This window comes from Microvirga sp. 17 mud 1-3, from assembly GCF_003151255.1.
Taxonomy (GTDB): domain Bacteria; phylum Pseudomonadota; class Alphaproteobacteria; order Rhizobiales; family Beijerinckiaceae; genus Microvirga.
Genome location: NZ_CP029481.1, coordinates 419,357 through 432,132 on the forward strand (window position 1 = coordinate 419,357; position 12,776 = coordinate 432,132).

Below are 12,776 nucleotides of genomic sequence, written 5' to 3' on the forward strand. Positions count from 1 at the left end.
CCTGCAACGCGTGATCCCATGACCCGTGACGCCTCCCTCGCTGCGCTCGACGAGCGCATTGCCGCTGTCAATGACGTTCTGAACGCCGCCTCCGTGCTCACCTGGGATTCGCGCACCATGATGCCTTCGGGCGGGGCCGAAACCCGTGGGCACCAAATCGCGACGCTGACACGCCTCGCCCGCGATCTTCTGCTTGCGCCCGAGACCGCGCAGGCCCTCGAGGCGGCCGAGAAGGCCGTCGAAAGCCTGCCAGAGGATTCCCCCGAGCGGCGCAAGGTGGCGCAGACGCGCCATGCCGTGACTCATCACGGCCGCGTGCCCGCATCCCTGATTCAGGAGCGCGCGGCCCTGCGCACTGTCGCCCAGGCGGCGTGGATCGAGGCCCGGGCCAAGAGCGACTTCTCGATCTTCGCGCCGTATCTCGAGAAGACCCTCGGCCTGTCGCGCGCCTATGCGGATTGCATCGGCTGGAGCGAGCACCCCTACGACGCGATGGTGTCGATCTACGAGCCGGGCGAGACGGCGCGCAGCCTGAAGGCCCTGTTCGCCACGCTCCGCGCCGGCCTTTTGCCGATCCTCGACGCGGCCCGCGCCCGCCCGGCGCCCCGCTCGGACTTCCTGTTCCGGGACTTCCCGGAGGAGGGACAGCGGGCCTTCGGCCTGAGCATGGCGCAGAAGCTGGGCTATGACCTCAATCGCGGGCGCCTCGACACGACGGTGCACCCGTTCGAGGTGTCCTTCACGCGCAACGACGTTCGCATCACCACCCGGTATAACCGCAATTATCTGCCTGCCTCCCTCTTCGGCACGGCGCACGAGACGGGCCACGGCCTCTACGAGCAGGGCGTCGATCCGTCCTATACGCGTACGACTCTTGCGACGGATCTCGTCGGCCTTTACGCGGTTGGCGGCACGAGCTTCGGGGCGCACGAATCCCAGTCGCGCCTGTGGGAGAACCATGTGGTGCGCAGCCGGACCTTCTGGCACCTCCACTTCTCGGAACTTCAGAGCCATTTCCCGCAGCAGCTCGGCGACGTGAGCGCTGAGGAATTCTATCGGTCCGTCACCCGCGTCGAGCCGGGCTTCATCCGGGTCGAGGCGGACGAGCTGACTTACGACTTTCACATCATGCTGCGCGTCGAGATCGAGACGGCGCTCATGGACGGCTCGCTCCCGGTGGCCGACCTGCCGGCCGCATGGAACGCCATCATCGCGCGCGATCTCGGCCTGACGGTGCCGAACGACGCGAAAGGCGTCCTCCAGGACGTCCATTGGTCCACGGGCTACATGGGCTCGTTCCCCACCTACACCATCGGCAACATCATGGCCGCGCAGCTCATGGAAAGCCTGCGCCGGAACGATCCGGGTCTCGATACGGCCATCGAGGCCGGCGAGTACACGGGTCTGGCGGAGGCGCTGCGCACGAAGGTGTGGCAGCACGGCCGCCGCTTCCAGCGCGAGGAACTGCTCGTGCGCGAGACCGGGCGTGGTCTCGATCCGGCGCCTTATCTGGCCTACCTCACGGCGAAATACGCCGCCTGACCGGCCTCACTCCGGCGCGGACTCGCCTCGGGCCTGCTGCGCCAGGGCGACCAGCATGGGGCGCAGGTCGGCGGCACGCGAAAGGCGCTGCGGAAAGGAAAGGCGCACGATCTCGTCCCCCAGGGCGAGCTGTGCGCCCTCCGGGTCGAGGCCCGTCATCCGCCAGATGCCTGGGCGGGCGCCGCACAGCCTCTCGGCATAGAGCGCCACCACATCCGCATGATCGGCGTTCATATGCGCCAGGGCCTCTTCCTCCAGGGGCTCGAAGTCCTCGAGCCCCGTCATGTCGGTCAGTATGTCCGTCGCCTCCATGTGGTAGGCACGCCCGAAGCCTCCATTGAGGCTCGCCCGCTGGACCGACAGGCGCCAGAACGAGAAGTCCGGAAAATCCGCATAGAGCGCGGCCTTGGGATGGTGGGCGAGGTAGCGGCGCCGGAGCGCGTCATGCATGTCCGAGGGGCGCTCCACCCGCCGCGCCAGGGCCTGAAGCGTCAAGCGCGGATGGGCCAGGGGATCTCCTTTACGGATGTCGGACAGGAGAAGGGAGCAGCGGGGCTCCTGCTCCATCAGCCGGGTATGGACCGAAAGCTGCGACGTGAGGATGACGGGCGTGCCGTCGCAGGCGGTGGCAAGCCCAACGAGGCTTGCGAACGGAAATCCGCTTTCGCGCTCGAGTGTCGCCAGCGTGCCCGAGCGCGCGGTGCGCAGCAGCCGCTTGGCGGTCCCGCGGGCTTCCTGGTCGACCGGCAGAAAGGGATCGTTGGGCATCGCATGACCTCGGATTCGAAGGGCTCGCCTATCCTAAAGCATCGGCCTCGAAAGGCGACCGACCCTTTTAGTTCCAATTCGATGCGCTCCCGCGCGGCCAGGACTTCAGCGACGCCGTAGGGTACTGTCCGTCGGCGCGCCTTCGAAGCGGCCGGTTTCGAAGAAGCGTTCCATGACGTCTTCCTGCGGGCGGATGTCGACCCCCCGCTGCTTCAGCCAATCGTCGTCCAGATGGGTGCTACGGTAGCGTTCCCCTGAATCGCATAGGAGCGTCGTCACCGATCCTTCTTCCTTACGCGCGACCATCTCGCTGACGATGCGGGCCACAACCCACATATTGGTGCCGGTGGAGCCCCCGCACGAGCGGCCGATGCGCCGGGACAGGACCCGCGCGGCCGCGAGGCTTGCGGCATCCGGCACCGCATAGGCGCGATCGATCAGCTCCGGTATGAACGAGGGCTCGCAGCGCGGGCGCCCGATCCCCTCGATCATCGAGGGTGGTTCGGAGGAGGTGCAGACCTGCCGGTCGGCCACGTGGCGGTGGAACACGGAGGCTTCGGGGTCTGCAAGGCACAGGCGGGTCGGCAGGCGGCGGTAGCGGATATAGCGCCCCAGAGTCGCCGAGGTGCCGCCGGTTCCGGCCCCGACCACGATCCAGCGCGGGATCGGATGCTCCTCATGGGCCATCTGGCTGAAGATGGATTCGGCGATGTTGTTGTTGCCGCGCCAGTCCGTCGCCCGCTCCGCGTAGGTGAACTGGTCCATGTAGTGGCCGCCCAGCTCCGCCGCGAGCCGCGCGCTCTCGTGGTACATCTCGGCGGGGCTGTCCACGAAATGGCTCTCGCCGCCATAGAAGGCGATCTGCGCGATCTTCTCGGCCGAGGTAGAGCGCGGCATCACGGCGATGAAGCGCAGCCCCAGCATCCGGGCGAAATAGGCCTCCGAGACGGCCGTGGACCCGCTCGAGGCCTCGACGATAGTCGTGTCCGGCCCGATCCAGCCATTGCAGAGGCCATACAGGAACAGTGACCGCGCCAGCCTGTGCTTGAGGCTGCCGGTCGGGTGGGTGGATTCATCCTTGAGGTAGAGCGCGATCCCGGGCGCCGCCGGCAGGGGCACACGCAGCAGATGAGTGTCCGACGAGCGGTTGAAATCGGCCTCGATGATTCTGATCGCGGTGGAGGTCCAGCTCCGAAATTCCGTCTCGTCCCGCATATGGATCCTCCTCCTGAGAACTGGGCCGCGGGAGCTTATAGCGGCATCCACGCCGCCCACAAAGCGGTGGGAGGATGCCGCAAGAGGCGAAGCGCTTTCTCCCTCTTCAGCGGCCATTGGCAGCAGCCTGACCCTTTCGGCGAGGCCCAGCTGCCCGCCCCGTATGCGGACTGGACACCCGGCCCGACCGGCCACAGAATCGACCTCGTACGGCACAGAGGCCCCTATGGGACAAAAGGATCACAGGGTCGAGCGGCGTTTGGCGGCCGTCTTTGCGGCTGACGTGGCGGGCTATTCGCGTCTCATGGACCAGGACGAGGTCGACACCCTTCGCACCCTGACCACAGGTCGTGACATCATGGACCGGCTTATTGCCGAGCATGGAGGCCGGATCGCCAATACGGCCGGCGACAGCATCCTGGCCGAGTTCCCCAGCGCCGTGAATGCCGTGCAATGTGCCATGGCCGTGCAGGAGATCCTTGCACACGCGAACCGCGACATCCCCGAGGAGCGATGCATCCGGTTCCGGATCGGCGTTCATGTGAGCGACGTCATGGTCCGAGGCGGCGACTTGCTGGGCGGTGGGGTGAACATTGCGGCGCGCCTGGAGAGCCTCGCCGAGCCAGGAAGCGTGTACATCTCCGCGGCCACACACGCTTATGTGCACCGGGTCCTCGACCTCGGCTTTGATGATCTCGGGCCGATGGAGATCAAGAACATTGCCGAGCCGGTCCATGTCTACCGCGTTCGTAATCCTGGATCGTCCGACCCGGCAAAGGGAAAAGGCGGCGCCGTATCCCTGCCAATTCCGAGCAAGCCCTCCATCGCTGTGCTGCCGTTCACCAATATGAGCGGCGATCCGGAGCAGGACTACTTTGCCGACAGTATGGCCGAGGAGGTCATTGCAGCGCTCTCGCGGTTCCGCTCCCTGTTCGTCATCGCCCGCAACTCGACCTTCACGTACAAAGGCAAAGCCGTGGATGTCCGCCAGGTCAGCCGCGAGCTTGGCGTGCGCTATGTTCTGGAGGGCAGCGTACGCCGAGGGGGAAACCGGCTGCGCATCATCGCCCAATTGATCGATGCCACGACGGGCAGCCACATCTGGACCGACCGGTACGATGGCGAACTTTCCGACATTTTCGATCTTCAGGACCGTGTGACGGAGGCCATCATCGGCGCTGTCGAGCCTTCCATCACGCTGAGCGAGATCGAGCGCGCCAAGCGCAAGCGGCCGGACAACCTCGATGCCTATGATTGCGTGATGCGGGCGTGGCCGGCTGTCTGGTCACAGGATGCAGAGACCACGGCAGAGGCGCTGCGGCTCCTTGAGCGGGCCATTGCGCTCGACCCCTCCTATGCGCTTCCAAAGGCGCTCGCCGCATGGTGCCATGCGCAGCGTGTGAGCTACATGCGGACACCCGATCCCGCCGATGATCGGGCGAAGGCCGTCAAGCTGGCGCAGGAGGCGGCCTCCCTCGATAGCGACGACCCCCTGGTCCTGACGGTGCTGAGCGCCGCATACGCCATGGCCGGTAAGTTCGACCTCGGACTTTCCGCGATCGAGAGGGCTCTCATCCTGGATCCGAACTCCGCCTGGGCATGGCTTCGCAGCGGCTGGGCGAACCATTATGTCGGCAATTCCGACAGGGCTATCGAGCATTTCCAGCGATCCATGCGCCTCAACCCGCTCGACCCGATGCATTTCAATGCCCTGGTCGGGATCGGAGGTGCGCATTTTGGCAAGGGTTCTTATGACGAGGCCGCGCGCTGGGTCGAGCAGGCCCTTCGTGAGAAGCCGAGCGCCACGTGGGTCTATCGGCTCCTGACAACCACCTACGCCAATGCCGGGCGCTTGGAGGAGGCCAGGCAGACAGCGGCCAAGCTCCTTGAAGCGTATCCTGACCTGACGGTCACGAGGGCTGTCGAAGCCGCCCCGGGCAACCCGGATATCCTTGCCCGCTATGCTCAAGGCTTAAGAGAGGCGGGCCTGCCTGAATGACGGGACCGTTGGATGGACAGGTTTCGGGATATGTCGAAGCCTGCAAGCCGTCTCCGATGAAGTCTCGCCATTGTTTCCTGGTTCGCCGGCCTGTCAGGTGCCGCTGTCCCGTCGGGGTGCGGGATCCTCGCTGGGCCGGCGAAATAAAGCCGTAGTTTTGAAACAGACTGACCACCAGCCGCGTGAACTGTCACGCTGCAATGACGAGCGGGCGAAGGAGCCACGAGGCACGGATCGCGCCTCTTACTTCTCTAACGTCGGGCCGGTTCGGATCTTCCTTATCAGGTACGCGCCCATGAGGAGCGCGACGCCGTAGTATGACCAGGAGAAGGTCATGAAGGCTGAACAAACCACTCCCGAGGGCGCATCGTTGGTGCTGGCCAACATGGGCAAGCTGCTGCCCGATCTGGAGGCGCTCTACAAGGACATCCATTCCCATCCCGAACTGTCGATGCAGGAAGCCCGCACGGCAGGCATCGCCGCCGACCGGCTCAAGAAAGCCGGCTATGACGTGACGACCGGCGTCGGCAAAACGGGTGTCGTGGGCCTGCTCCGCAACGGCGATGGGCCGACCGTGATGCTGCGGGCGGACATGGATGCGCTTCCGATCGCCGAGAATACAGGCCTTCCCTATGCGAGCAGCGTCACCACGACGGATGCAGAAGGGAAGACCGTGCCGGTCGGGCACATGTGCGGCCACGACATGCATGTCACCTGGCTGGTCGGCGCGGCGACCCTTATGTCGCAGGTGCGCGATGCCTGGAAGGGTACGCTGATGGCTGTCTTCCAGCCTGGGGAGGAAACCGCCCAAGGCGCGCAGGCGATGATCGACGATGGCCTGCTCAAGCGCTTCCCCACCCCGGAGGTCGTGCTTGGCCAGCACGTCATGGTCGGTCCCGCGGGTTTCGTGGCGGGGAGTTCCGGCCCCATCACGTCAGCGGCGGACAGTCTGCAGATCCGCCTGTTCGGCCGGGGTGCGCACGGATCGATGCCGCAGGCGAGCATCGATCCCGTCGTCATGGCTGCCTCCGTCGTCATGCGACTGCAGACCATCGTGTCCCGCGAGGTCGCCGCCACCGAGGCGGCCGTGGTGACGATCGGCGTTCTGCAGGCCGGAACGAAGGAGAACGTCATCCCCGACGACGCGCTTATCAAACTCAATGTACGGACCTTCGATGACGGGGTGCGCAAGCGTGTGCTCAAGGCGATCGATCGGATTGTCCATGCAGAGGCCGAAGCCTCGGGCGCACCGCGCAAGCCGGAAATCGCCCCGCTCGATCGCTACCCGCTGAATGTGAACGACGAAACGGCGAGCAATCGCATTGCAGAGGCATTCCGCCGCTATTTCTCGCCCGAGCGCGTGAAGCATACCGGCCCCGCGCCGGCCAGCGAGGATTTCGGCTGCTTCGGCACCGCGTGGCAGGTGCCGTCAGTGTTCTGGTTCGTCGGTGGTACGGATCCGGCGATCTACGCCAAGGCGAAGGCCGAGGGCAAACTGAATGATCTGCCGGTCAATCACAGCCCACAATTCGCGCCGGTCCTGCACCCAACCCTGGAAACGGGCATCGAGGCTCTGGTCGTCGGCGCCCTGGCCTGGCTTGGCCCTGGTGGACGCTGAAGGCTGAGAGTCGGGAAAGGCGTGATTTCCACACTATCGATAACGGGCCGGCATGATCACCATTGACGTCTTCGTACGCATTCTCGACCTTGCCGGCACCTTCGTCTTTGCGATCAGCGGAGCGGTCGCGGCGGTCAATCGTCGCCTCGATGTTTTCGGCATCCTGGTCCTGTCCTTCGTTGCAGGGAACTTCGGCGGGATCACCCGCGACGTGCTGATTGGCGCAGTGCCGCCGGCAGCCCTCACGGACGGGTACTATCTCCTGGTGTCGGTTCTCGCCGGGTTGATCACCTTTTTCTGGTACGCGGGCGTCGACAGGTTGCGCAGCCCTGTTCTGCTGTTCGATGCGGTCGGCCTGTCGCTCTTTGCGGTCACGGGCGCTCAGAAGGCTATCGGACTTGGGCTGAACCCCGTCATGGCTGCCCTTCTCGGCATGCTGACCGGGATCGGCGGCGGGATGATGCGCGATATTCTTCTTGCCGAGATTCCACAGGTGCTGCGTTCGGATCTTTACGCCGTTGCGGCCCTCGCCGGCGCGTCCGTGGTTGTCATGGGAGACAGGCTCGGATTCCCCTATGGCGTCTCGGCTCCGGCTGGAGCGGCTCTGTGTTTCGGTCTCCGCTTCATGGCCATCAAGCATGGCTGGCACCTGCCGGTCGCCCGTCTTTCTGCCCAGAAGCGCGCCGAATCCGACGCTTCGGATGACGAGAAGAGCTCCTGAAGTGCTCACTTCTTCCTGTTGTAGACATCAAGGGAGACGGCCGCGAGAAGCACGAGCCCCTTGATGACCTGCTGGTAGTCGATGCCGATGCCTAGGATCGACATCCCGTTGTTCATTACGCCCATCACGAAGGCGCCGATGACCGCCCCTGTCACCTTGCCGACCCCGCCGGTGGCCGAGGCGCCGCCAATGAAGACTGCCGCGATCACATCGAGCTCGAAGCCGAGACCCGCCTTCGGCGTGGCCGTGTTGAGGCGGGCGGCAAAGATCAATCCGGCAAGGCCTGCGAGGACGCCCATATTGACGAAAGTGAGGAAGGTCAGGCGTTCGGTCTTGATACCCGACAACTTGGCGGCCTTCTCGTTCCCGCCGAGCGCATAGATGCGCCGGCCGATGGTGGTGCGGTTGGTCACGAAGGCGTAGAGAGCGACCAGCACGGCCATGATGACGAGCACGTTCGGCAATCCGCGATAGGTCGCCATGAGGGTGCAGAACGCAATCACAAGGATCGCCAGAAGGCCGTTCTTGAAGAGAAAAAGCCCGAAGGGCGCGGTCTCGACGGCGTGTTTGAGCTGATTGGCACGGGTGCGGACACTGAAATAAATCATCGCCGCGACGCTCGCGGCGCCCAGGAACAGGGCCGTGTAGTTGAAACCCAGGCCGCCGAAGATGTCGGGGATGAAGCCGGAGCTCAGGCGCTGGAAGGCCACCGGAAAGGGACCGACGGACATGCCGCCGAGGAGCGCGAGGGTCAGCCCCTTGAAGACGAGCATGCCGGCGAGCGTGACGATGAAGGATGGCACCTTGAAGTAAGCCACCCAATAGCCCTGTGCCGCGCCGATGAGGCCGCCCACGATAAGGCACGCGATGGTGGTCGTGACTGGATCGAAGCCCCAGCGGACCATCATCATGGCCGCAAGGCCTCCGACGAAGCCGACGATGGATCCGACCGAAAGGTCGATGTGCCCGGCCACGATGACGAGCAGCATGCCAAGCGCCATGATGACGATATAGCTGTTCTGCAGCACCAGATTGGTGAGATTGAGCGGCCGCAGCAACGTGCCGTTGGTCACCACCTGGAAGAACAGCATGATGGCCAGGAGTGAGAGCAGCATGCCATAGTCACGGAAATGGGCCTTGATGAACTCCATCCACGAGGTCTTCGACGGGGGAGCCTGAAGCTCGTCGGCGGTTCTCGTGTCCATCTCAGCGTCTCCCGGTCTTGACGATTGCATGCATGATTTTCTCCTGCGACGCCTCGGCACTGGCGAACTCGGCAACCAGAGAGCCCTCGTTCATCACATAGATCCGATCGCACATGCCGAGGAGCTCCGGCATCTCCGAGGATATCATCAGAACGCCCTTGCCGGCATCGGCCAGCCTGTTGATGATCGTATAGATCTCGTATTTCGCTCCGACGTCGATGCCGCGGGTGGGCTCGTCCAGGATGAGGATCTCCGGGTCGGAGAACAGCCACTTGCTCAAAACGACCTTCTGCTGGTTGCCGCCCGACAGGTTCACGGCCTCCTGGAACACGCTGGAACTGCGGATCCGCATCTTGGCGCGGTAGTCGTTAGCGACAGAGAGTTCTCGGATATCGTCAATGACGAGGTTCGTGGAAACGCCCTCGAGATTGGCGATGGTGACGTTCTTCCGAATGTCGTCGGCCAGAATGAGGCCGTAGGTCTTGCGGTCCTCCGTGGCATAGGCGATGCCATTGGCGACGGCCTTTTCGACCGTGCTCACATCGATCGGCTTCCCATGCAACGTTACGCGACCGGAGATATTCTGCCCGTAGCTGCGGCCGAACAGGCTCATGGCGAATTCGGTCCGGCCCGCTCCCATCAGCCCGGCAATGCCGACGATCTCGCCGCGGTGGATCTTCAGGCCGACATTCTTGACGACCTGTATATTGCTGTGGAGCGGATGGTAGGCGCACCAGTTCTCGACCTGGAAGATCGTCTCGCCGATTTTCGGCTCCCGTTTCGGGTACCGGTCCTCCATGGTGCGGCCGACCATGCCGCGAATGATGCGGTCCTCGCTTACGGTCTCCGCGCGGCAGTCCAGGGTCTCGACCGTGCTGCCGTCCCGAAGGACCGTGATGGCGTCGGCCACCTTGGAGATCTCGTTCAGCTTGTGCGAGATCAGAATCGACGAGATGCCCTGTGCCTTGAACTGGAGCAGGAGCCTCAAGAGCGCATCGCTGTCCCGTTCGTTGAGGCTCGCTGTCGGCTCGTCGAGGATGAGAAGCTTCACCTTCTTCGAGAGCGCCTTGGCGATTTCGACGAGCTGCTGCTTGCCGACGCCGAGATTGGTGACCAGCGTCTCGGGCGATTCATCGAGCCCGACGACCTTGAGCAATTCCTTGGTCTTGGCGAAGGCCAAGGACCAGTCGATGACGCCGTACGTCGCGGGCTCATTGCCGAGAAAGATATTCTCGGCGATCGACAGGAGCGGCACGAGGGCCAGCTCTTGGTGAATGATGATGATGCCGAGCGCCTCGCTGTCGGAGATTCCCGAGAAGCGCCTCTCCCGGCCCTCGTAGTGAATCTCTCCGGAATAAGAGCCGTACGGATAGACCCCACTCAGCACCTTCATGAGTGTAGACTTGCCGGCGCCGTTCTCGCCGACGAGCGCGTGGATCTCGCCGGCCTTGACGGTGATGTTGACGTTGTCGAGCGCCTTCACGCCCGGAAATGACTTGGTAATGCCCCGCATCTCAAGGATCGCGTTCATCGCATGACCTCAGGCCGCTCTGATGCGGCAAGCATTCCGGAAACGCGTATGGACCCTGCGCGGCTGCACAGGGTCCATACGCCATCGGCCCATTACTTGAATTGGTCTGCCTTGTAATAACCGCTGTCGACCAGGACTTCCTTCCAGTTCGAAGCGTCGACATTCACGGGCTTCAGAAGATAGGACGGAACCACCTTCACGCCGTTCTCATAGGTCTTGGTGTCGTTCACCTCAGGCTGCTTGCCCGAGAGCACGGCATCGACCATGCCGGCCGCAACCTTGGCGAGTTCCCGCGTGTCCTTGAACACGGTCTGCGTCTGCTCCTTGGCGAGGATCGACTTGATGGATGGGACTTCGGCATCTTGGCCGGTGATGACCGGCATGGGCTGCTGAGCCGAGCCGTACCCGACACCCTTTAGGGAAGAGATGATGCCGATGCTGAGGCCGTCATAGGGGGAGAGCACCGCATCGACACGCTTGTCGGTGTAATAGGCCGACAGCAGGTTATCCATGCGGGCCTGGGCAACTGCGCCGTCCCAGCGCAAGGTCGAGACCTTGTCCATTCCCATCTGGCCGCTCTGAACCTTGAGCTTGCCGCTCTTGATGTAGGGCTCGAGCACGGACATCGCGCCATTGTAGAAGAAGTAGGCGTTGTTGTCGTCAGGCGATCCGCCGAACAGCTCGATGTTGAACGGGCCCTTTCCCTCCTTCAGGCCGAGCGCCTTCTCGATATAGCCACCCTGCAGCACGCCGACCTGGAAATTGTCGAAGGTGGCATAGTAGTCGACATTCTTGGAGTTGCGGATCAGCCGGTCATAGGCGATGACCTTGATGCCCTTGTCGGCAGCCTGCTGCAGCGCATCGGAGAGGGTCGTTCCGTCGATGGCCGCGATCACGAGCACCTTGGACCCCTTGGTGATCATGTTTTCGATCTGCGACAGCTGGTTTGGAATGTCGTCTTCTGCATATTGCAGGTCGACGTTGTAGCCCTTCTCCTTAAGGGCTTTGACCATGTTGTTGCCGTCGTCGATCCAGCGTGCGGACGACTTCGTGGGCATGGCCACGCCAACGGTTCCCTTGTCCTGCGCCTGGGCCGCTCCGAGTACGCCGAAAGCTCCGATGGCCACAGCCGCTAATGTGGTTGCAAAAGTCCTCAATGTCGTTCTCCCTCTTATCCGTGCCCCGGATTTCGCCATTGCGTCTGGCGTATTTTGGTTTGTTGCTTGAGAGCTTCTCCGTCAGTGGTCTGCTTTGGTTTATGCCGCGGCAGTCATCCTGATCTTGTCGTTAGGGCAGCTCATCTCGTGAGCGGCGCTTCCTCCCTCTCGCGTGAGGCGAGTGTCACTTCGATCCTAGCAATAATAAATCATACTATACTACTATTTTGGGCGGCGTACACTTGCTGATCATGCTCCACGCCAGCCAAGGCCGGTCTATCGAGGCCGATCTGCCTCCGAGAAGGCATGAACCTGGATCTCGGCCAGGGAACCCTCGGCGCGCTTGATCTGGACCCGCTCTGCCGCCCGAAGGATCAGCGTGGCCATGGCATCGCTCGCGGCGGACGGTTGGCGCTGCTCGATCGCGTCGAACACTTCCTGATGCTGCCGCATGACCTCACGGAAGCGCTCGTCGCTCGATACAGGCGAGCTGATCGTGAAGGATGTGGCCAGGGCTGCTCCGATGACGGAGCCGATCGATTGCAGGAAGGGATTGCCGGACGCCTCAAGGATCGCCTGATGGAAGGCAAGATCGGCCTTTGTGAAACCCTGTCGGTTGCTTTCGCAGCCATACATCGCCTGAAGGGCTCTGCGCATCCGTTCGAGCTGTTCCGGCGTCCGCCGCAGGGCCGCCGTGGCGCAGGCGAGCGGCTCGAGGGTCTGCCTGATCTCGAAGAGCCATCCGAGGAAGCGGGCGTCCACGCCCATCTCCAGGTGCCACTCGAGGATGTCGGCATCGAACATGTTCCAGCTGTTGCGATCCAGAACCTTGGTGCCGACCTTCGTCTTGGATTCGATCAGCCCTTTCGCCGCCAGGGTCTTCAACGCCTCCCGGAGCGCCGTTCGGGATACGCCGAAGAGCTCCATCAGCTCGGCATCCCCCGGCAGGATGCTGCCGACCGGGAAGCGCCCCTGCATGATATTCTGGCCGATCCCGTGGGCAACGAGATCATGAGCTGA

Annotated in this window: 10 protein-coding genes; 4 read left to right on the forward strand and 6 right to left on the reverse strand. The window is 63.4% G+C overall.

Annotation, left to right across the window (positions count from 1 at the left end; translation table 11 throughout):
- Positions 1-18: 18 nt before the first annotated feature.
- Positions 19-1,542, forward strand: a complete 1,524-nt coding sequence (locus tag C4E04_RS01935; protein ID WP_109594442.1) for a carboxypeptidase M32 — start codon at positions 19-21, stop codon at positions 1,540-1,542.
- Positions 1,543-1,548: 6 nt separating this feature from the next.
- Here the strand turns inward: C4E04_RS01935 and C4E04_RS01940 are convergent, their stop codons facing one another.
- Together C4E04_RS01940 and C4E04_RS01945 are read right to left on the reverse strand one after the other, a co-directional pair.
- Positions 1,549-2,310 carry a HugZ family protein gene (locus C4E04_RS01940; protein ID WP_109594444.1) on the reverse strand — a complete coding sequence of 254 codons (762 nt, stop codon included), beginning with the start codon at positions 2,308-2,310 and terminating at the stop codon, positions 1,549-1,551.
- 105 nt (positions 2,311-2,415) lie between these two features.
- Positions 2,416-3,525 (reverse strand): PLP-dependent cysteine synthase family protein, encoded by a 1,110-nt coding sequence (locus C4E04_RS01945; RefSeq protein ID WP_109594446.1) that lies wholly within the window; start codon positions 3,523-3,525, stop codon positions 2,416-2,418.
- 226 nt (positions 3,526-3,751) lie between these two features.
- Between C4E04_RS01945 and C4E04_RS01950 the strand changes: the two genes are divergently transcribed.
- The 3 genes from C4E04_RS01950 to C4E04_RS01960 all read left to right on the forward strand — a co-directional run bounded on the left by C4E04_RS01950 (position 3,752) and on the right by C4E04_RS01960 (position 7,863).
- A complete protein-coding gene (locus tag C4E04_RS01950; RefSeq protein ID WP_109594449.1) occupies positions 3,752-5,524 on the forward strand; it encodes an adenylate/guanylate cyclase domain-containing protein in 1,773 nt (590 codons plus the stop codon).
- A gap of 334 nt (positions 5,525-5,858) precedes the next feature.
- The gene (locus C4E04_RS01955) at positions 5,859-7,142 is read left to right on the forward strand and encodes a M20 family metallopeptidase (protein ID WP_109594451.1); all 1,284 of its coding nucleotides are present in this window, start codon (positions 5,859-5,861) and stop codon (positions 7,140-7,142) included.
- 52 nt (positions 7,143-7,194) lie between these two features.
- Positions 7,195-7,863, forward strand: a complete 669-nt coding sequence (locus C4E04_RS01960; RefSeq protein WP_109594453.1) for a trimeric intracellular cation channel family protein — start codon at positions 7,195-7,197, stop codon at positions 7,861-7,863.
- A 5-nt stretch (positions 7,864-7,868) separates the two neighbouring features.
- On the opposite strand, the gene mmsB is transcribed toward C4E04_RS01960, so the two are convergent.
- The 4 genes from mmsB to C4E04_RS01980 all read right to left on the reverse strand — a co-directional run bounded on the left by mmsB (position 7,869) and on the right by C4E04_RS01980 (position 12,734).
- Entirely contained in the window at positions 7,869-9,014 is a 1,146-nt protein-coding gene (mmsB, locus tag C4E04_RS01965) for a multiple monosaccharide ABC transporter permease (protein ID WP_371682072.1), read from the reverse strand.
- A gap of 55 nt (positions 9,015-9,069) precedes the next feature.
- Complete coding sequence (gene mmsA / locus C4E04_RS01970) at positions 9,070-10,599, reverse strand: multiple monosaccharide ABC transporter ATP-binding protein (protein WP_109594457.1); 1,530 nt, start codon at positions 10,597-10,599, stop codon at positions 9,070-9,072.
- Between the two features lie 92 nt (positions 10,600-10,691).
- A complete protein-coding gene (gene chvE / locus C4E04_RS01975) occupies positions 10,692-11,756 on the reverse strand; it encodes a multiple monosaccharide ABC transporter substrate-binding protein (RefSeq protein WP_109594459.1) in 1,065 nt (354 codons plus the stop codon).
- A 276-nt stretch (positions 11,757-12,032) separates the two neighbouring features.
- A complete protein-coding gene (locus C4E04_RS01980; RefSeq protein WP_245416204.1) occupies positions 12,033-12,734 on the reverse strand; it encodes a FadR/GntR family transcriptional regulator in 702 nt (233 codons plus the stop codon).
- Positions 12,735-12,776 lie beyond the last annotated feature (42 nt).

Bases quoted from the DNA above. Each gene is read 5' to 3' on its own strand.
- C4E04_RS01935 (WP_109594442.1), top strand. From the start codon at position 19: ATGACCCGTGACGCCTCCCTCGCTGCGCTCGACGAGCGCATTGCCGCT.
- C4E04_RS01940 (WP_109594444.1), bottom strand. From the start codon at position 2,310: ATGCCCAACGATCCCTTTCTGCCGGTCGACCAGGAAGCCCGCGGGACC.
- C4E04_RS01945 (WP_109594446.1), bottom strand. From the start codon at position 3,525: ATGCGGGACGAGACGGAATTTCGGAGCTGGACCTCCACCGCGATCAGA.
- C4E04_RS01950 (WP_109594449.1), top strand. From the start codon at position 3,752: ATGGGACAAAAGGATCACAGGGTCGAGCGGCGTTTGGCGGCCGTCTTT.
- C4E04_RS01955 (WP_109594451.1), top strand. From the start codon at position 5,859: ATGAAGGCTGAACAAACCACTCCCGAGGGCGCATCGTTGGTGCTGGCC.
- C4E04_RS01960 (WP_109594453.1), top strand. From the start codon at position 7,195: ATGATCACCATTGACGTCTTCGTACGCATTCTCGACCTTGCCGGCACC.
- mmsB (WP_371682072.1), bottom strand. From the start codon at position 9,014: ATGGAGTTCATCAAGGCCCATTTCCGTGACTATGGCATGCTGCTCTCA.
- mmsA (WP_109594457.1), bottom strand. From the start codon at position 10,599: ATGAACGCGATCCTTGAGATGCGGGGCATTACCAAGTCATTTCCGGGC.
- C4E04_RS01980 (WP_245416204.1), bottom strand. From the start codon at position 12,734: ATGCAGGGGCGCTTCCCGGTCGGCAGCATCCTGCCGGGGGATGCCGAG.